Raw genomic sequence first — 17,388 nt, 5'->3', positions numbered from 1 at the left:
CTTTACGGCGACTTCCCTGGCTCAGCCTTGCTCGCATCAGCGTCAGCGTTCGCTTTGGATTTGATGAAAGCGATCAGGGCGCTCAGCTCCTTGTCGCTTGGCGTAAAGGGCGGCATGACGGCGGCATAGCCCTTGACGATTTTGGCACTTGGATTGAGAACCGATTCTTTCAAGTAGTTCTCGTCGACCTTGATGCTCGAACCGTCGGAAAGGGTTTCCGTCCTGCCATACAAACCCTGCCAACTGGGGCCAATGCCCTTGCTGCCATCGACACTGTGGCAGGCCAGACAACCGAGCGACTGCGCCAGCCGTTGGCCCTGTGTCGCGAGGTCGTCACCCGGGCCCGATGCTTCGCCGGAAGAGGGTTCTTCGGCTGGCTGCCCGGCACCCAGCGATTTGATCAGGGCAATGACAGCACCCAGTTCATCGTCATTGAGAGTATAGGCCACCATCACTGGCGGGTAGCCCTGCACCAGGCGGGCCTTTGGATCGAGGATTGACTCTTTCAGGTAGGCGTCATCGACCTGCACACTGGTGCCATCGGCCAGTTGTTCAGTGCGACCGTACAGGCCCTTCCATCCCGGGCCGAGGCTGGCACTGCCATCCTGGCTATGGCAGGCACGGCAGCCATAGTGCTCGACCAGCTGGCGACCTTTTTCCAGCAGACTGTCTCGACTGGGCTTGGCCGCAGTCACCATTGTCTGGGCAAAAGTCGGCTGGCTGCTCAGCCACTGGGCGAAAGCGGCCTGGTCCTCGACGATCACATCGCCGCGCATATTGTAATGGCCGATACCACAGTACTCGGCGCACAGGATTTCATACTTGCCGATGACCGTCGGCGTAAACCAGAAGTACGACACCATCCCCGGCACCATGTCCATCTTGCTGCGCATTTGCGGTATATAAAAATCGTGCAGAACATCTTTCGAACGTAATAAGACTTTCACCGGCTGATTGAGCGGAAGACGAACTTCACTACTTCTGACTATTACATCGTCCTGGCCAACAGGATCCTTGGGATCGAGACCGAGGGGATTGGCCGAATCCACAAACTTGACGTCCGACTTCCCCAACTTTCCGTCCTTGCCCGGGAAACGAAAAAACCATTGCCACTGCTGGGCGACAACCTCAAGTTCAAACGCATTTTTCGGCACCCGGATAAAATCGTTATAAACAACCAGACCTGGCGCCAACATTCCCGCAATGCCGATCGACGTCACGACAATCAGCCAGAATTCCAACCGTTTGCTTTCGGGCTGGTAAGCAGCCCTGGAACCTTTTTTATGACGGAAACGTAGGATAGCTATCGCCATGAAGACGACGATAGCAATGAAAAATATCCCGCTAATGACCAGGGTGATGAACAGCGTGGTGTCTATCGATGCCCAGTTGGATGCCGGCGGCGCCGCGTGCCAAGGCGCTAACAGGTGGAATAGCACGGAGGCAATAACGATTAGTACAAGAACAATTGCTATTGCCATTTTGCCTTTGTCCTATTCCTGTTACTCATTGCCATGCCTGAGCATCGCCACAGGATCTGACGCCAAAACAGGCCAGAAACGACCACTTCTCTTAGTGGCAAAGTCCGCAGGAAGTATAGTTCACGGGCAGAACCGGCGCTTTCACGACCCCCTACCAAAGGTTTGAATATTCCAACTTCCTCATCAACTTGCGCACTTAAAATCCAATCGCTATATCTGACTGTAACTCCTGAGTAACACATCTAACTCGGACTAACTGGTTATCCGGCCAGCTCACTAACGACCGAATATGCACACAGTCCGCTTGGGCAAACGATGCCCGGCGGCCAGCTATAATTACAGTCTGATAACGGAGGGCAAAGATCAGCTAAAGCGCCCGCAAAGATCCTTGCCTATGCAGTGCGGTCAGACAAGTGACGGCGGAGCGTTATAGAGCCCAGCCGTCCACAACGGAGATTTCGTCATGAGTGCCTTGACGATCGAAGGCCGGTGCAAACTCAACGGTGCGGAAAAGTCGGAACCAATAGGTGAAATTCATTTTTACGTCGATGGCCCCCTCCGTCTGAGACTGGAGGAAGCTGAAGAACGTCTGCAGAAGACCCATGAACCTGAGGCCATGGTCGACGTCGACATGGACACATTGGATTTGATCTTGCCCGAGGGATACGGCCCGTTGTCCGACTGCCAGATGCGCGTCTATATACACTTCGAGCGCGGTCAGTTTCATTTGGTGGGGCATCGAGCAAGCGACGGTAGCTTGATCTACAGCAATGCGGTTTTGATTGATCAACAGATTGATTAGCTACGACGGGAAACTCGGCTACTCGTGCGCAAAAAAGGGACAGGCGACACACAGCCTGTCCCGTAAACGCATCAACGCGTGGCAACGATAAACAAACGAGGGAACGGTAGCAGCACTGAACCATCGGCCAATAGCGGATAAGCCCGCTCGATCGCCGTTTGGTACTGCTTGAGGTACTGGGCCTTTTCCGCCTCATCCAGTGGATCGAGAAACGGCCGCAATCCGCTGCCCTTGAACCACTCGACCACCCCCGACGCGCCACCTGCGAGCGGGTGATGGTAGGTGGTGCGCCACACGTCGACTCGCGCACAGTGCGATCGCAGCATCGAGTAGTAATCGCTGGCGCTCGCCATTTCCGTGCGTTGCCCGGCGGCGTCCGCCAACTTGCTGACCCAAGGGCCATCGGCAGCGACTTCGCGCATCAAACGGTGCGACGGCTCGTTGAGGTTGTCGGGCATCTGAATCGCCAGGCTACCGCCCTGTGTCAGCCGGGAAGCCAGCGCAGGCAGTAGCGTTGCGTGATCAGGCACCCACTGCAGCACCGCGTTGGCGAAAATCACATCGAACGGACCCGGTTCGTTCCAGGTATCGATGTCAGCAGTGTCGAAGCGTACTTGAGGCAAGCGCTTGCGGGCGGCCTCGACCATATCGGCCGAACTGTCCAGGCCCCGCACCGTGGCATTGGCAAAGCGCTCGACCAGCAGTTGAGTCGAATTGCCGGGGCCACAACCGATGTCGATGGCCAAGCGCGCGTCCACGGGCGGGATCGCCGCGAGCAAGTCACGGGCCGGGCGTGTGCGTTCATCTTCAAAAGTGACGTATTGTTTGGCGGACCAACTCATTGCGTTCTCCTGTCGGTGTGTAGATGTGGCCGGAGGCGCACAACCGGATTGCTACGATACTCCGGTTCGGGCGCTCCGCCCTATCCAACCTATGGCGCAAGAAATCAGTTTACCCAACCTCCGCGTTGCCAATACCAGCCATCATTACGCCGCTCCCAGTGCGGATGCACATAACGATAGCCCGGTCGTTCCGCAACCCAGTGACCATGAACCGCGGCGTAGCGCCCACCGTCCCAACGCCAGTAACCCCGGGACCAAACGTACCCCGGACGCGCCATCGGCTCGACCTCGATCACGCGCTCAGGCGGTGCCTGCGGCGCAATGACTTCGACGTACTCACGCGGCACTGGACGCCGCTCATGAACCACCCGCTCCTGCACACAACCGGAAGCTGTGAACATCACCGCCATTAACGCCATGTAACGTAACCACATGCTGCCTCCTCAGGCTTGACCGCCACATCGAGTGAACCAGCAAAAAATTGCCCCCTTTTTCCTGCCCTGCTCCTGCCTGGCTCACTGCTTTTTTAACAGGTCATATCTGTCTATTGCCTGAACTGGCCTCACTTGGCGCAGACGGCACAAGGGAGTTTGAATGAGCGCTTCCTTATCGCCAAATCATCGCAAGCCATCACTTTTTTGACCGTTCGTCGATCGACAAGGCCAGCAATTTTGACAGCCTGTATTTCGCACCTATAGTCCTAATCGCGGCCCGTCGGAAGGAACCCGACCCGTTAGTTTTCACGCAAGGAGCCAGGCCAGCTCATGCCCGTGACAGGTGGGTTCCGCCCGTAGTGTTTGCGCAACGGCCGCAAGGCAAGCAAACGTTGTTTTGCCTGGAAAGAAGCCAGGCATTCACTATGAACAAGGAGCTTTACTATGTCTCGAGTCACGGATGTACTGGTTTCCATCGACACCGAAACCATTCTGAAAAACTACCCGAACATCAGCAAAAACCCTGCTTCGCCCACACTCATCGACGTCAATCATGTGTACATGGTGACCAATCGGGACAACGTCATCAATGGCCAGGCCGGTGGCGAACTCAACTTGAAGGCCCAGGTGGGCGACCTGATTCGCTGGCGTGAAACCAGCCTGTCGCAGAGCTTCGAGACGGCGGTCATTTTCTACAAATTCATCGGCAACGTCGGCAACGAATTGATCTCCACCCCCACGCCGCGCAAGGCTACCGCCTGTGTCGCCGTTCCCAACACCAGCAATCCGTCGGTGCCGAGCTGCCAGAAAGTCGATAACCATTACTGGTCCTCGGAAACCCTTTCGTGCGGCAGCGTGACCTACCACTTCCACTTCCTGATCGTGGATCGCGATTGCAAGATCGTCGGCTGCTGTTCGTGGGACCCGTTCATTACCATCCGTAATTGACCTGAAGCTGGCCCCTTGGTGACAAGGGGCTCGCCCAATACGTTGCCGCTTCGACAGGAACAGGATGTCTGCATGAACCGAAGCGGTTGCCGTTTTAAGCCAACATCATGAAAGGAATCCATGATGACTTCCGAACCGATCAAATCCGCTGAATCCAGCATCGCGCCAGCCAACAATGTGCTGCTGATCGTCGATGCCGAATCATTGCTGTCACGCTATCCGCAACCCAGTCTTGAACCGCAAAACCCGACCGTGATCGAGAAAGGTTTCATCTTCGCCATCAGCGGCACGCACACCAATAAAAATGCAATAAATGACAGCAAATTGAATCTGTCCGCCATAAACGGAAAAAACTTCCATCTACGCGGCAGAACCGTCAGCTTGCTCGCCGAGCACAGCGTGGTGTTTTACGAGATGTCGGTAGGTGATGCCGGCGTACTGTCGGCCCCTGAACTGGTGGTCCACAGCAAGCTGACCGTGCCCGCACCCGATCCGGCAAACCCGACTAAACCGGGCAGCCACACAGCGGATGATCATTATTGGCATTTCACGCAACTGGCCGCCGGGGTCGAGGCGTGCGTACTGAATTTCATGCTGATCGATAAAAACTGCGAGGCGTTGGGGTATTTCAGTTGGGCGGTTGAGGTGAAGCTGACCCATTGAGCGATGGGTGCCAGCGCTCGGTAAGACCTGGGTAGGAGCTGGGTAGGAGCTGTCGAGTGAAACGAGGCTGCGATCTTTTGATCTTGATCTTTTTAAATGCAAGATCAAAAGATCGCAGCCTCGTTTCACTCGGCAGCTCCTACAAACATCGGGGCGTCGCAGAATTAGGGGTTTTAATTAGAATTTTCAATACGCCGTCGCTGTCTGAAAATCAGGCGCATCCCTTTAAGGAACACGGTAATGAAATTCGCAAAAATCTCGCAAAGGCTCGCTTTGTGGGCCGGTAGCCCCAAGACCTTTATGGGCGCGTTGATCCTGATCGCTCTGTGGGGGTTGAGTGGCCCGATTTTTCACTTCAATGACACCTGGCAGCTGATCATCAACACCTCGACCACGATCATCACGTTCCTGATGGTGTTCCTGATCCAGAACACGCAGAACCGCGATACCGACATCCTGCACTTGAAAATCGATGAACTGCTGCGGGTGAACCAAGAGGCGCAGAACGCGATGCTGGGGCTGGAATTACTGGACCTCAAACAACTGGAGGCGCTACGTAGGCACTATCGCGCCATGGGCGAAAAGGATGTGCATGGCCTGGCGGGCCTGGCGACATCGAGCAAGCACAAGCCCGATCTGAATAAATGCTGAGTACAAACAAAAACGGCGCGTGATGTGAATCACGCGCCGTTTTCTTTAACCCCTGATAAATAAACGCTGGTCAGCGACCGGCTTGCAGCGCCCTGGCCATTTGCAGATGATTTTGCAGTTTGGGCAGGGTTTCTTCAGCGAAGGCTTTGATCGCCGGGACATCGGTGGTCTGCGCTTCCTGCTGAAGCTGGTCAATGGCTTCCTGAGTGGTTTTCACCTGACTGGCGGCATAGGCCTGGTCGAAACTCTCGCCGTCCGGCACTTGCGGCATCAGGGCCTTGGCTTTGTCGACCACTTCCTCACGAGGGGCCACCGGCAGGTCCAGTTGCTTGGCAATTTTCGCCAGATGCTGGTTGGCGGTGGTGCGGTCGTTAATGACGACGATGGTGTAATCCTTGATCTCTTTGGATTCGGTTTTCTGGTGCGCCAGGCGACTGGCTTCGATGTCGGCAATGCCTTTGGCCGATGCATCATTGATGAATTCTGCGGGCGACTGGGCGAAGGCACAGTGGGTGAACAGCCCCAGCAACGTGGCAAAACCGGCAGTGCATAATCGGGTGGCCATCCGGTTCATGGTCGCGCCCTCCTTATAAAAAAATTCAAGCGGGAGCTTTCGCCCCCGCCTCTCAATCAAAACTACCTTTCACTGACTACTTCGATTTCTGATCACTTTTGCGGCCCATTTCTGGTTTCGCAGAGTCTTTGTCGACCGTCGTGGTGGTAGTTTTCCCACCTTTGCGACCGGCTTCCGACGCCTTGGTTCGATCGTTGGCGAAGTTTCCCGAGTTCGAGTTTCTTGAATTAGGCATGATTCTCTACCTCTTGGTAATGATCGCGGCGAGCAGGAGCCCGCATAGAATCTGAATTGCGATCACCGCAAAGGTTTAGAGAAATTGAAATTCGCGCGACGAATGGCGGCAGATTTTTCAGACGCCGAGACCCTGGTGATGTTGGCGCTTGGCCGTGTACATCGCCTCGTCAGCATGCCGGAACAGCTGCTTTTCCTCGGTGCCATGTTCAGGGTAATGCGCAACGCCAATGCTCGGCTGGATGTTGACGTTGTGCCCATCGAGGCGCAGTGGCTGAGCCAACACCTGACGGATTTTTCCTGCCACGTTATCGGCATCTTCCGAGGCATGGATGCTGTGCAACAACACCACAAACTCATCCCCACCGATGCGCGCCACCGTGTCGGTTTCACGCACGCAGCCCTTGAGCCGGTTGGCGACCGCTTGCAACAGCATGTCGCCGACCGCATGGCCGTGGGTGTCGTTGACTTCCTTGAAACGGTCCAGGTCGACATACAGCAACGCCATCCGCCCGCAATCGGCCCGCGCCAGCATCAGCGAGGCTTTGAGTCGCTCGCGCAGCAACTCCCGGTTGGGCAGTTGAGTCAGCGGGTCGTATTGCGCCATGCGCTGCAGTCGGGCGTGCAATTGCTTGCGCTCGATCGCGGTCGCGACCTGGGCGCAAACGTATTGCAGCAGTTCTTTGTCTTGCTCGGTGTAACGCTCGCCGCCCGGTATGCTTTTGACGATCAGCGCGCCGATGGTGCCGTTCTGCGAGTTCAACGGCACACCCAGCCAGCACGGCGAATCCTTGCCTGCGACCAGCCATTCAAATCCTTCAAGCGGACTGTCCTGGTCCGGGGTCAGCAGAATCGGCTGGCCACTGCGAACCACTTCCGCGCACAGACGCCCGGTCATGGTCCCCGGCTGCTCGGGTTGTAGTTCATGGTCGTCGACGTGATAGGGGAAATTGAGCTGCGCGCAGTGTTCGTCAAACAGCGCGACGGAAAAATTCAACGCCGGCAGCCATTCGCCGATGATCAAGTGGACGCGTTTGAACAGCGCCAGCAAATCTTCCGCTGCGTGGGCCGCTTCTGAGATCGCGTACAACGCCGCTTGCCGGGACTCGGCCTGCTTGCGCTCGGTGATGTCCCGAGCCACTGCGATGCGCAATTGATCGACTTCAGACCAGCGCGCCGACCACAGGATATGCACCACACCACCGTCTTTGCGCAGGTAGCGGTTTTCGAAATTGAGCTTGGGCTCGCCGCCCATGATCTCGTGCGCAGCGTCGAGCGTGCGCTGCCGATCGGCGGGATGCACCATCTCAATCATCTGCTGGCCGATCAGCTCGTCCGGGGTATAGCCAAAAATACGCTCGCAGGCCGCGCTGACAAATACGAAGCGACCTTGTTTATCCACCGCACAGACGGCATCCAGCAAGAGATCGATGTAGCTCGCCAACGGCGCGGAATTTCTGGTTGCCATGGTGCGATGTGCGAGTCCTGACAATGCAGCAAAAAAGAAACATCCCTGACTGATCAAAAAACCGGCGCATCCGGGCGGCCGACCTCAAGCCTTGTTCGGCATCAACCCCGGCAGCGCATGAGCGAGGGCATTGATGGCAAAACCGATAAACATCACCCCGCACAACCGGGTGATCGCCAGTTCATGGCGTTGATACAAGGTGCGAACCTGCCGCGCACCGACGATGCCAATGAGGATAGCGTAGGCCATCAGGCCACCGACGAAGCTCAGAACGATCAACCAGGGCAACATTGACCAATGCAACAACTCTGCACGGCTGGACAACAGCGCGGTAAATGTCGCCACCGCCACGGGATAAGCCTTGGGATTGGTCAGCCCGAACAGGATGCCGTGCCAAAAAGGCTGGCGAGCCGGGCCTTGAGGGGCCTCGCTATGGCTGCGCTTGGCCCGTACGGCGCGCAACCCGAGCCAGAACAGGTACAGCCCACTGAGCAGCCCCAGCACATCGAATGCGGTGCTGCCGATTTCTCGCGCCCCCACAATCGCGATCAATGCTGTGCTGCACCAGACCACGTCCCCCAACAAATGCCCGCACAAAAAACCCGCCCCCGCCCGCCGTCCATGCGCGGCACCGATGCCAAACACCGCCAACACACCCGGCCCCGGCGTTATGCCGTAGATAAAGCCCGAGGCGAGAACAGCCATGAGCAGCGATGGGGTCATCGGAAATCCTTTTGAACTATTTGGTGAATGGGCGCAAGTCTATATCAGGTCACTGAAATATCGGCTGACTGATCGTCGAAGAACTTCATTTCCGCGTAAGGCCGCTCACGGCAGGCGGCCAGCCGCGACGCCAAGTCGCCGACATGGGCTTCAAGCTTATGGTCGGGCGAGGGTCAGGTGGTTGAGGCCGGTGAGCCTGAGTCAAAAACCTCTGAGTGCTTCGGGGACGACATACTGTTTACCGTCGTACCGCAAAGTAGATAGCACAGGTTTTGCTGTCGTTGATCTGGATTGATAGCGAAGGGTTTGGTGATGTCAGGTTGAACGATAACCGATAGATAGAAGTTGACTGTCAGGCCGCCATCGCGAGCAGGCTCGCTTCCACAGTTTGATCGGCGGCGTGGCACAGATCGAGTGTGGGAGCGAGCCTGCTCGCGATGACGGCCTGAACAGCGCCGCAGATTTTAGAACTTGTCGAGTGTGCGCAGCTTCTGCGGCAACCCCCACAACAGCAACGCAACCGCAATCAACGCGCAGACACCAATGACGTACAGCGCCGGCGTGGTGCTGCCCGTCAGGTCCTTGATCCGCCCGACCATGACTGGGCTGACGATGCCGCCGAACTGCCCGAGGGTGTTGATCACCGCAATCCCGCCCGCAGCCCCCGCACCCGCGCCGGCCAGCAGTTTGGGTGGCAGGGTCCAGAAGCTTGGGATGGACGCGATGATCCCGGCACCGAGCAGGCCCAGCGCGACAATCAGGAAAGTCGTGTGGTTGGCGAAGATCCCCGCACAGAAGAACCCGACCGCCCCCACCGCAACCAGGCCGGCGACAAACTTGCGTCGTTCACCGGTCGAGTCCGACAACCGCCCGATCACCACCATGCTGATCGCGCCGCAAATGTAGGGGATGGCCGTCAGCAAGCCGATCATCACCGGGCTCTCGGTGCCAGCGCTGCGGATCAGTTGCGGTGCCCAGAAATTCAAGCCATAGGACGCCACCTGAATCAGGAAGTAGATCAGCCCCAACGTCAGGAACCCCGGAATCCGCAGCGCGGCGAGCAACGAACCGCCGCTTTTATGCGGTTCATGGTGCGCGATGCGGCTGGCCAGCAAGGTCTTTTCCGACGGCGTCAGCCAATGGGCGTCTTCGATGCGATCCTTGAGCAAGGTCAGCACCAACAAGCCGAGGCCGATGCACGGCACGCCGCCGAGCAGAAACAGCCAATGCCAGCCGCGCATGTCAAGGAAGCCGTCGAGGTGTTGCAGCACCAGCCCGGAGAACGGTGCGCCGACCAGCCCGGCAAACGCCGACGACAGAAACAGCATCGAGGTGATGCGCCCACGATAGTGCTGCGGGAACCACAGCGTCAGGTAATACAGCACGCCTGGGGCGAAACCGGCTTCCATCGCGCCGATCACGAAGCGCAGGGCATAGAACTGCCATTCGCTGTTGACGAAGACCATGGCCGCCGTTGCGAGGCCCCAGGACATCATGATCCGGGCGATCCAGCGTCGGGCGCCGACCTTGTACAGCATCATGTTGCTCGGCACTTCGAAGATCACGTAACCGACCACGAACAGCCCGGCGCCGAGACCGTAGGCGGTGTCGCTCAGGCTCAGGTCGGTTTGCAGCTGGAACTTGGCGAAGCTGATGTTGATGCGGTCGAAAAAGGCGAACAGGTAGCAGACCATGATCAGCGGCATCAGGCGCCAGGCGACTTTGCTGACCAGGGCTTTTTCTTCGTCGTGGCTAACGGACGGGCTCGCGCCCGCCTCCAGTACATTGAGGCTCATGGTGCTTTCTCCAGGCGGACTTCCCGTGGGTGTCCGATTGTTTTTGTTGTCTGGTTGAATGGAACGATATGGATGCTTTTACTGTGGGAGTGAGCCTGCTCGCGATATCGGTGGGTCAGTCGACATCATTTTCGGATGTAACACAGTCATCGCGAGCAGGCTCACTCCCACAAGGGATGCGGTGTGGTCAGGATGGCGTTGGATGCAAATCACAATTGCGTCCGGCCTTGGCCAACTGACCGGGCACTTCATGGCCCAGCAGCGCCGGTAATCCTCGGGACAGTTTCAGCAACAGCGGCAGGTCGATGCCGGTGTGAATACCGATTTCATCGCACAGGTTGACCAGATCTTCAGTGCAGATATTGCCCGAAGCGCCCGGCGCGAACGGGCAACCGCCGAGTCCGCCGAGGGCCGCGTCGAAGCGCCGCGCGCCAGCCTCGTAGGCCGCCAGCACGTTGCACAACCCAAGCCCGCGAGTGTTGTGGAAATGCAGGGTCAGATCTGCCGGTGAAACCCGCTGCAACACCCGCTGCACCAGACGATCTACCTGGCGCGGATTCGCCATGCCGGTGGTGTCGGCCAGGGTGATGCCCTGAATCCCGAGTTCCTGATAGGCCTCGACGATTTGCAGGACGCGATCCTCATCGATCTTGCCTTCGAACGGGCAACCGAAAGTGGTGGCGATGCTGCCGTTGAGCCGCACTTGCGTGCCGCCCACGTAGTGCACGATTTCGCCGAACGCCACCAGCGAGTCTTCGCAACGCATGCGCATGTTGGCCAGGTTGTGCGTCTGGCTGGCGGACATCACCAGGTTCAGCTCATCGGCGCTAGATGCCAAAGCCCGTTGCGCGCCCTTGAGGTTGGGGATCAACGCGACGTAGATCACGCCCGTTTGCCGGGCAATGCCCTTGAACACCTCCTCGCCATCGCGCAACGCCGGAATGGCCTTGGGCGACACGAATGAACCAGCTTCGATGCGGCTGAAACCGGCCAGCGACAGCTGATCGATCAAAGCAATCTTGTCGACGGTTTCGACCCAGGTCGGCTCGATCTGCAAGCCGTCGCGGGGGGAGACTTCCTGAACGATCAGGGTTTCGGAAAAATCAGTGATCATTGCACCACCCCTGCAGTTTTCAGGCGTTCGATGTCGGATGCCGTAAGGCCCAGTTCCGCGAGAATGCCGTCGGTGTGCTGGCCCAGACTCGGCCCGGACCAGTTCACGCCGCCGGGGGTTTCGGACATTTTCGGCACGATGCCGGGCATTTTCACCGTGGCGCCGCCAGGCAAGTCGGCGCTGAGCAGCATGTCCCGCGCCTGATAGTGCGGATCGGCGACGATATCGGCCACTGAGTAGATGCGCCCGGCCGGCACTTCGGCGGCTTCCAGCGCCGCCAACACCTCATCAATCGGCAGGCTGCTGGTCCAGTGCGTAATCGCCGCATCGAGCACGTTGCTTTTCAATGCACGACCATCGTTATGGGCAAATTCTGCTGCTTCGGCCAGATCACGGCGACCGACCACCTCCATCAGGCGCTTGTAAATCGGGTCGCTGTTGCCGGCGATCACCACGTAGGCACCATCGGCCGTCAGGTAAGTATTGGACGGCGCGATGCCTGGCAAGGCGCCGCCGCTGCGCTCACGAACATGGCCGAGCATGTCGTATTCCGGCACCAGGCTTTCCATCACGTTGAACACGCTTTCGGCCAGGGACACATCCACCACTTGCCCGCCGCCCTGCCCGGTCTTGACCCGCAGCAGCGACATCAACGCACCGATCACCGCGTGCAACGACGCCAGGGAATCGCCGAGGCTGACGCCGACCCGCGCCGGTGGAGAGCCGGGGGTGCCGGTGGTGTAGCGAATCCCGCCCATGGCCTCGCCGATGGCGCCGAACCCCGGACGGTCGCGGTACGGACCGGTCTGGCCATAACCGGAGATGCGCACCAGCGTCAGGTTGGGATTAAGGGCGTGCAGCACGTCCCAGCCCAGACCAAGTTTCTCCAGGGCGCCGGGGCGCAGGTTTTCGATCAACACGTCGGCGCTGGTCGCCAGTTGCTTGACCAGTTCAATGCCTTCGGGGGATTTCAGGTTCAGCGCCAGGGACTTCTTGTTTCGCGATTGCAGGTACCACCACAGCGACGTGCCTTCGTGCAGCTTGCGCCATTTGCGCAGCGGGTCGCCCTGGCCCATGGCTTCGATCTTGATCACTTCGGCGCCGAACTCGGCGAGCATGCGCGCGGCGAACGGCGCGGCGATCAGCGTGCCGATCTCGATCACTTTGATTGCACTTAACGGGGCAGTCATCGCGGGGACCTCATGTTGTTCTTGGAATATGAGCCAAGGCTAGAGGACCCGCGGGCGATGAATCCAACCCTCAATCGGCAACCTTCGTTCGCGAAACGCGAACGCCCTGACATTTGCGCGACCTCAGGTCAGTCATCGCGAGCAGGCTCGCTCCCACAAGGGACTTATGAACGTCACACATCCACTGTGGGAGCGAGCCTGCTGGACCAGTCAGCAGAGAACCGTCAGACCGGCCCGCGCAAATGCTCAAACAACATCCGGCTCACCGGCGACAACGCCGCTTCATCACGCACGACCAGGATGAGTGCTCGATCCGACCAGTCATCCGTCAGCGGCACCGCATGCAAACCCAGCGCCCGGCCAAACAGTTCATAGGCTTTTTGCGGCAGGATGCCGATGCCCATGTTGGCCTGAACCATGCGACACATCGCATCAAACCCCGGCACATGAATCCGCAGGCGCAGCACCTTGCCCGCCTTGCGTGCCGCGGCGTGGGTACGCATGTTGATTGAACTGGCGGCATGCAGGCCGACGTAATCGCTGTCCAACGTGTCGGTGAAGGCCAGGCTGGAACGACTGGCCAACGGATGATCGGGCGGCATCAGCACCACCAGTTTGTCCTGGCGATACAGGACGCTGTGCAGGCCCTTGACGTCGCTGTCACTGGAGCAGATCCCGAGGTCGGCCACGCCATCGAGTACCCCCTGAATCACCCCGCTGCTGGGGCGTTCTTCGAGGTCGGTCTTGACCTGGGAATGACGCGCGGAAAAATCGCGCAGGTCTTCGGGCAGAAACTGAATGATCGCCGACAAGTTGGCGAGCATCCGCACATAACCACGAATACCGTGGCTATGCTCACCCAGCTCCAGGCCCATTTTCTCGACGTTGAACAACATCTGCCGGGCATGATGCAGCAGGGTTTCACCGGCCGCCGTCAGGGTCATGCCTTTGGCCTGGCGCACAAACAGACTGATCCCGAACGCCTCCTCCAACTCCATCAGCCGCTTGCTGGCCGCCGACACCGCAATCGCTTCACGCGTCGCGGCACGGGTCAACGTGCCTTCCTCGTGGACGGCGACGAACAGCTGGAGAGTGATCAGGTCGAGGCGGCGGATCAGGCTTTTTTGCAGCATCAGGGACTCGGCAATGTCGGCTCGGGCGTGGCCGCAGCATAGCGTCCTTTACGCCCGAACCGTGCTGCCATTAAAACGCGCTGCGGAAAATCTCCTCGATCTGGCGCTGATCCGCCGCTCGAGGATTGGTCAGGCCACAGGCGTCTTTCAGTGCATTGGTGGCGAGCATCGGAATGTCGTTGAGCTTGGCGCCGAGTTCACGCAACCCGGCGGGAATGTCCACGTCCTGGGCCAGGCTGCGGATGGCCGCGATGGCCGCTTGAGCGCCCTCTTCCGGGCTGAGGCCACGGACATCGGCACCCATCGCATGAGCGACGTCGGTGAGGCGCGGCGCGCAGACCAGCGCGTTGAAACTTTGTACATGAGGCAACAGCACCGCGTTGCACACGCCATGTGGCAAGTCGTAGAACCCGCCCAGCTGGTGAGCCATCGCGTGGACATAACCCAGGGAGGCGTTGTTGAACGCCATGCCGGCGAGGAACTGCGCGTAGGCCATGTTTTCCCGCGCATTCATATCGCTGCCATCGCGGACGGCCAGGCGCAGGTTGTCGCTAATCAGGGTGATGGCTTTCAGTGCGCAGGCATCGGTGATCGGGTTTGCAGCGGTGGAGACGTACGCTTCGACAGCGTGGGTCAAGGCGTCCATGCCGGTGGCGGCCGTCAGGCCTTTGGGCATGGCGACCATCAGCGCCGGATCGTTGACCGACAGCAGCGGTGTGACGTTACGGTCGACGATGGCCATTTTCACGTGACGCGACTCGTCGGTGATGATGCAAAAACGGGTCATTTCACTGGCGGTGCCGGCGGTGGTATTGATGGCAATCAACGGTAGTTGCGGCTTTTTAGATTGATCGACGCCTTCATAATCACGGATCTGCCCGCCGTTGGTCGCGCACAAAGCGATGCCTTTGGCGCAGTCATGCGGCGAACCGCCACCGAGCGAGACCACGAAATCGCAGCGACTTTCCTTGAGCAGGCCCAGGCCTCGTTCGACGTTGGCAATACTCGGGTTCGGTTTGGCACCGTCGAAGATCACCGAATCGATATCCAGTATTGCCAGTTTTTCGGCAATCATCTTCGCCACGCCGGCCTTGGCCAGCCCGGCGTCAGTGACGATCAGGGCTTTGCGAAAACCGTATTTGCCGATGGCGACCATGGCTTCGTCCAGGCAACCAGTGCCCATGATGTTCACGGCGGGGGTGAAAAATGTGCTGCTCATGAGCGACTCTCCAGGCTGGGCCGAATCGGTGGCGCCGATCCAGCGGATGCCCACAGGATCGTCCCATCGCTCACGCAGTAACTTGATCTGGCTCAAGGGTTGGTCGTGATAAAGTCGCCGCCCATCTGACCTTTTGCCTTGAGACTTTGACCGCAATGACCGATTTCCAGGATGTTGATGCCCAACTTGAAGACTGGAACGCCTTGCGCAGCACCGCCTCGATCAGCGGCTTGCTGGTTGGCAACGGCGCCAGCCGTGCGGTGTGGGACGACTTCGGCTACGACTCGCTGTTCGAAAATGCCCGCACCGTCGAAGAAAAACCCCTGAGCCAATCCGAACTGAGTGTGTTCGACGCCCTGCAGACGCGCAGTTTCGAACAAGTGCTGAGCGCACTGAAAACCACCAGCAGGGTCAATAAAGCGCTGGCCGTCAGCTCCGCCGCGCCGCGCAATCGCTATTACGCGATCAAGGAAGCGCTGATCAACACCGTCCACGCGGTGCACATCCCGTGGCGGCTGGTGGTGCCTTCGACGCTGGCGACGATCAGTCAGGAACTGGGCACCTATCGGACGGTGTTCACCACCAACTACGACCTGCTCAATTACTGGGCGATCCAGCATCAGCCGGGGGCGATCACTGATTTGTTCCAGGGCGCCGAACCGGGTTTTGATTTGAGCGCCAAAGCCACCGACCAGACCCGTTTGCTGTACCTCCACGGAGGCCTGCACCTGGTGCGCAATCAGGATGGCACGGCGCGCAAACTGATGTCGACCGAAGGCACGTTGCTCGGCAGTTTTGCGATCAACAACACGATCAAGACCCTGGATGACGTGCCGTTGTTCGTGAATGAAGGGCCGGCGCAGGACAAGCTCAAGACCATTCGCAGCTCGGACTATTTGTCGTTCTGCTATGACCAGTTACTGGGTCATGGTGAGGGGTTGTGCCTGTTTGGTCAGGCGTTGGGTGAGCAGGACAGCCACATCATCCATGCGCTGCGCCAAGCGAAACCCAAGGTCGTGGCGATCTCGATTTACCCGCGCAGCAAGGCGTTCATCCAGCATCAGAAGCGGCATTACGCGAAGGTGTTTGAGGGAACCGGGAGTGAGTTGCGGTTTTTTGATTCGAAGACGCATGCGCTGGGCAGTCCGAAGCTTACGGTTCCCGTCGAGGTCTGAAGATCGTTCCCACGCTCTGCGTGGGAATGCAGCCCGTGACGCTCCGCGTCACTGGACGCGGAGCGTCCCCAGAGGCATTCCCACGCAGAGCGTGGGAACGATCTCGAACCGGGGATTCAGAGCACCGGCAAGGTCTTGTCCTTGATCACGGTGGTCGGCCCGTTGGCTTTGACGCTGGCAATGCCTTTATCGAGCGCGGCCGCGGAAGAGTAAGCCTCGCTGTTGCCGATGATCTCGTGGTTGGCGGCCCGCAGATTGAAGTAAGGATGGCCATCCTTGGTGGTTTTCTTTTCGTAGCGCGCATCCAGTGGGCTGTTGGCCTGAACCGAGGCAATCCCTTTGTCGGCGGCGCTGCGGGTGGTGTACAGCTCGCTGGTCAGAATGGTTTCGGCGTTGGCCGCTTTCAGCACAAATTTGAACTGACCATTGCTGCTTTTGCTCACTTCGTACCATCCGGACATGCTCGTTCTCCTTGGCGATTGAGAGGCTTTGCGCTTCAGAGTAAAGACCACGCCGGGATTTCTGTCGCCTGTTGCACCGCCATCGCGAGCAGGCTCGCTCCCACAGTGGAATGCGTTCACCTGTGGGAGCGAGCTTGCTCGCGATGAGGTCAGTAAGGACAGCGTAAATCGCCCTACTTCACGCCCGCGCGCACCACCGACAACTCCGGCGTCTGCACCCGCCGCTGACTCAGATACCGAGTGCAGCTCACCCGCAAAAACGAGGCAAAATTCACCACCTCGCCGCGGTAGTCCATCACCTCTTCATACAGCTTGGCGATCAACTGGTTGGTGGTCATGCCGTCGACCTCGGCGATTTCGCTGAGGATGTCCCAGAACTGGTTTTCCAGGCGCAGGGTGGTGACCACCCCGCAGATGCGCAGCGAGCGGGAGCGCGATTCGTAGAGAATCGGATCGGCTTTGACGTAGAGCTCGCACATG

Annotated in this window: 19 protein-coding genes and 1 pseudogene; 5 read left to right on the top strand and 15 right to left on the bottom strand. The window is 58.7% G+C overall.

Annotation, left to right across the window (positions count from 1 at the left end; all coding sequences use genetic code 11):
- Positions 1 to 2: 2 nt before the first annotated feature.
- Complete coding sequence (locus K5K95_RS15440; protein ID WP_222590122.1) at positions 3 to 1,481, bottom strand: cytochrome c oxidase subunit II; 1,479 nt, start codon at positions 1,479 to 1,481, stop codon at positions 3 to 5.
- A gap of 463 nt (positions 1,482 to 1,944) precedes the next feature.
- Here K5K95_RS15440 and K5K95_RS15435 point away from each other — a divergent pair, with 463 nt between their 5' ends.
- Positions 1,945 to 2,283: a hypothetical protein gene (locus K5K95_RS15435; RefSeq protein WP_222590121.1), complete on the top strand. Its 339-nt coding sequence runs from the start codon at positions 1,945 to 1,947 to the stop codon at positions 2,281 to 2,283.
- A 71-nt stretch (positions 2,284 to 2,354) separates the two neighbouring features.
- Here K5K95_RS15435 and tam read toward each other — a convergent pair whose 3' ends face one another.
- Together tam and K5K95_RS15425 are read right to left on the bottom strand one after the other, a co-directional pair.
- Positions 2,355 to 3,125 (bottom strand): trans-aconitate 2-methyltransferase, encoded by a 771-nt coding sequence (gene tam, locus K5K95_RS15430; protein WP_222590120.1) that lies wholly within the window; start codon positions 3,123 to 3,125, stop codon positions 2,355 to 2,357.
- A 104-nt stretch (positions 3,126 to 3,229) separates the two neighbouring features.
- The gene (locus tag K5K95_RS15425) at positions 3,230 to 3,559 is read right to left on the bottom strand and encodes a YXWGXW repeat-containing protein (RefSeq protein ID WP_222590119.1); all 330 of its coding nucleotides are present in this window, start codon (positions 3,557 to 3,559) and stop codon (positions 3,230 to 3,232) included.
- 444 nt (positions 3,560 to 4,003) lie between these two features.
- Between K5K95_RS15425 and K5K95_RS15420 the strand changes: the two genes are divergently transcribed.
- The 3 genes from K5K95_RS15420 (at position 4,004) to K5K95_RS15410 (ending at position 5,821) form a co-directional block, all read left to right on the top strand.
- A complete protein-coding gene (locus K5K95_RS15420; protein ID WP_090181110.1) occupies positions 4,004 to 4,507 on the top strand; it encodes an inclusion body family protein in 504 nt (167 codons plus the stop codon).
- A 123-nt stretch (positions 4,508 to 4,630) separates the two neighbouring features.
- On the top strand, positions 4,631 to 5,170 hold the full coding sequence (locus K5K95_RS15415; RefSeq protein ID WP_222590349.1) for an AidA/PixA family protein: 540 nt from the start codon (positions 4,631 to 4,633) through the stop codon (positions 5,168 to 5,170).
- Between the two features lie 240 nt (positions 5,171 to 5,410).
- Positions 5,411 to 5,821, top strand: a complete 411-nt coding sequence (locus tag K5K95_RS15410; RefSeq protein WP_222590118.1) for a low affinity iron permease family protein — start codon at positions 5,411 to 5,413, stop codon at positions 5,819 to 5,821.
- A 70-nt stretch (positions 5,822 to 5,891) separates the two neighbouring features.
- On the opposite strand, the gene K5K95_RS15405 is transcribed toward K5K95_RS15410, so the two are convergent.
- The 10 genes and pseudogenes from K5K95_RS15405 to yiaY form a co-directional block, all read right to left on the bottom strand.
- Positions 5,892 to 6,395, bottom strand: a complete 504-nt coding sequence (locus K5K95_RS15405; protein ID WP_222590117.1) for a DUF4142 domain-containing protein — start codon at positions 6,393 to 6,395, stop codon at positions 5,892 to 5,894.
- Positions 6,396 to 6,471: 76 nt separating this feature from the next.
- Positions 6,472 to 6,630, bottom strand: coding sequence for a KGG domain-containing protein (locus K5K95_RS15400; protein ID WP_222590116.1), 159 nt, complete (start codon positions 6,628 to 6,630; stop codon positions 6,472 to 6,474).
- 117 nt (positions 6,631 to 6,747) lie between these two features.
- Positions 6,748 to 8,097: a bifunctional diguanylate cyclase/phosphodiesterase gene (locus K5K95_RS15395; protein WP_222590115.1), complete on the bottom strand. Its 1,350-nt coding sequence runs from the start codon at positions 8,095 to 8,097 to the stop codon at positions 6,748 to 6,750.
- A gap of 84 nt (positions 8,098 to 8,181) precedes the next feature.
- Positions 8,182 to 8,820 (bottom strand): LysE family translocator, encoded by a 639-nt coding sequence (locus tag K5K95_RS15390; RefSeq protein WP_222590114.1) that lies wholly within the window; start codon positions 8,818 to 8,820, stop codon positions 8,182 to 8,184.
- A 44-nt stretch (positions 8,821 to 8,864) separates the two neighbouring features.
- A pseudogene (locus K5K95_RS15385) lies at positions 8,865 to 8,987 on the bottom strand (glutathione transferase); the annotation flags it as partial.
- A gap of 297 nt (positions 8,988 to 9,284) precedes the next feature.
- Positions 9,285 to 10,616, bottom strand: a complete 1,332-nt coding sequence (locus K5K95_RS15380; RefSeq protein ID WP_222590113.1) for an MFS transporter — start codon at positions 10,614 to 10,616, stop codon at positions 9,285 to 9,287.
- A gap of 187 nt (positions 10,617 to 10,803) precedes the next feature.
- Positions 10,804 to 11,730, bottom strand: a complete 927-nt coding sequence (locus tag K5K95_RS15375) for a hydroxymethylglutaryl-CoA lyase (RefSeq protein WP_222590112.1) — start codon at positions 11,728 to 11,730, stop codon at positions 10,804 to 10,806.
- A complete protein-coding gene (locus K5K95_RS15370) occupies positions 11,727 to 12,920 on the bottom strand; it encodes a CaiB/BaiF CoA transferase family protein (RefSeq protein ID WP_222590111.1) in 1,194 nt (397 codons plus the stop codon). Before K5K95_RS15370 ends, K5K95_RS15375 begins: the two co-directional genes overlap by 4 nt.
- A gap of 224 nt (positions 12,921 to 13,144) precedes the next feature.
- Positions 13,145 to 14,053, bottom strand: coding sequence for a LysR substrate-binding domain-containing protein (locus tag K5K95_RS15365; protein WP_222590110.1), 909 nt, complete (start codon positions 14,051 to 14,053; stop codon positions 13,145 to 13,147).
- Positions 14,054 to 14,123: 70 nt separating this feature from the next.
- The gene (yiaY, locus tag K5K95_RS15360; protein ID WP_222590109.1) at positions 14,124 to 15,272 is read right to left on the bottom strand and encodes an L-threonine dehydrogenase; all 1,149 of its coding nucleotides are present in this window, start codon (positions 15,270 to 15,272) and stop codon (positions 14,124 to 14,126) included.
- Between the two features lie 155 nt (positions 15,273 to 15,427).
- Here yiaY and K5K95_RS15355 point away from each other — a divergent pair, with 155 nt between their 5' ends.
- Entirely contained in the window at positions 15,428 to 16,447 is a 1,020-nt protein-coding gene (locus tag K5K95_RS15355) for a DUF4917 family protein (protein ID WP_222590108.1), read from the top strand.
- Positions 16,448 to 16,563: 116 nt separating this feature from the next.
- On the opposite strand, the gene K5K95_RS15350 is transcribed toward K5K95_RS15355, so the two are convergent.
- On the bottom strand, positions 16,564 to 16,908 hold the full coding sequence (locus tag K5K95_RS15350) for a YegP family protein (protein WP_090181076.1): 345 nt from the start codon (positions 16,906 to 16,908) through the stop codon (positions 16,564 to 16,566).
- A 173-nt stretch (positions 16,909 to 17,081) separates the two neighbouring features.
- Positions 17,082 to 17,387 (bottom strand): ribbon-helix-helix domain-containing protein, encoded by a 306-nt coding sequence (locus tag K5K95_RS15345; protein WP_222590107.1) that lies wholly within the window; start codon positions 17,385 to 17,387, stop codon positions 17,082 to 17,084.
- Between the last annotated feature and the right edge of the window lies 1 nt (position 17,388).

The sequence above is a fragment of the Pseudomonas sp. DR48 genome (genome assembly GCF_019823085.1).
GTDB lineage: Bacteria > Pseudomonadota > Gammaproteobacteria > Pseudomonadales > Pseudomonadaceae > Aquipseudomonas.
This window is presented reverse-complemented; position numbering and strand designations above follow the sequence as displayed.

Bases quoted from the DNA above. Each gene is read 5' to 3' on its own strand.
- K5K95_RS15440 (WP_222590122.1), bottom strand. From the start codon at position 1,481: ATGGCAATAGCAATTGTTCTTGTACTAATCGTTATTGCCTCCGTGCTA.
- K5K95_RS15435 (WP_222590121.1), top strand. From the start codon at position 1,945: ATGAGTGCCTTGACGATCGAAGGCCGGTGCAAACTCAACGGTGCGGAA.
- tam (WP_222590120.1), bottom strand. From the start codon at position 3,125: ATGAGTTGGTCCGCCAAACAATACGTCACTTTTGAAGATGAACGCACA.
- K5K95_RS15425 (WP_222590119.1), bottom strand. From the start codon at position 3,559: ATGTGGTTACGTTACATGGCGTTAATGGCGGTGATGTTCACAGCTTCC.
- K5K95_RS15420 (WP_090181110.1), top strand. From the start codon at position 4,004: ATGTCTCGAGTCACGGATGTACTGGTTTCCATCGACACCGAAACCATT.
- K5K95_RS15415 (WP_222590349.1), top strand. From the start codon at position 4,631: ATGACTTCCGAACCGATCAAATCCGCTGAATCCAGCATCGCGCCAGCC.
- K5K95_RS15410 (WP_222590118.1), top strand. From the start codon at position 5,411: ATGAAATTCGCAAAAATCTCGCAAAGGCTCGCTTTGTGGGCCGGTAGC.
- K5K95_RS15405 (WP_222590117.1), bottom strand. From the start codon at position 6,395: ATGAACCGGATGGCCACCCGATTATGCACTGCCGGTTTTGCCACGTTG.
- K5K95_RS15400 (WP_222590116.1), bottom strand. From the start codon at position 6,630: ATGCCTAATTCAAGAAACTCGAACTCGGGAAACTTCGCCAACGATCGA.
- K5K95_RS15395 (WP_222590115.1), bottom strand. From the start codon at position 8,097: ATGGCAACCAGAAATTCCGCGCCGTTGGCGAGCTACATCGATCTCTTG.
- K5K95_RS15390 (WP_222590114.1), bottom strand. From the start codon at position 8,820: ATGACCCCATCGCTGCTCATGGCTGTTCTCGCCTCGGGCTTTATCTAC.
- K5K95_RS15380 (WP_222590113.1), bottom strand. From the start codon at position 10,616: ATGAGCCTCAATGTACTGGAGGCGGGCGCGAGCCCGTCCGTTAGCCAC.
- K5K95_RS15375 (WP_222590112.1), bottom strand. From the start codon at position 11,730: ATGATCACTGATTTTTCCGAAACCCTGATCGTTCAGGAAGTCTCCCCC.
- K5K95_RS15370 (WP_222590111.1), bottom strand. From the start codon at position 12,920: ATGACTGCCCCGTTAAGTGCAATCAAAGTGATCGAGATCGGCACGCTG.
- K5K95_RS15365 (WP_222590110.1), bottom strand. From the start codon at position 14,053: ATGCTGCAAAAAAGCCTGATCCGCCGCCTCGACCTGATCACTCTCCAG.
- yiaY (WP_222590109.1), bottom strand. From the start codon at position 15,272: ATGAGCAGCACATTTTTCACCCCCGCCGTGAACATCATGGGCACTGGT.
- K5K95_RS15355 (WP_222590108.1), top strand. From the start codon at position 15,428: ATGACCGATTTCCAGGATGTTGATGCCCAACTTGAAGACTGGAACGCC.
- K5K95_RS15350 (WP_090181076.1), bottom strand. From the start codon at position 16,908: ATGTCCGGATGGTACGAAGTGAGCAAAAGCAGCAATGGTCAGTTCAAA.
- K5K95_RS15345 (WP_222590107.1), bottom strand. From the start codon at position 17,387: ATGTGCGAGCTCTACGTCAAAGCCGATCCGATTCTCTACGAATCGCGC.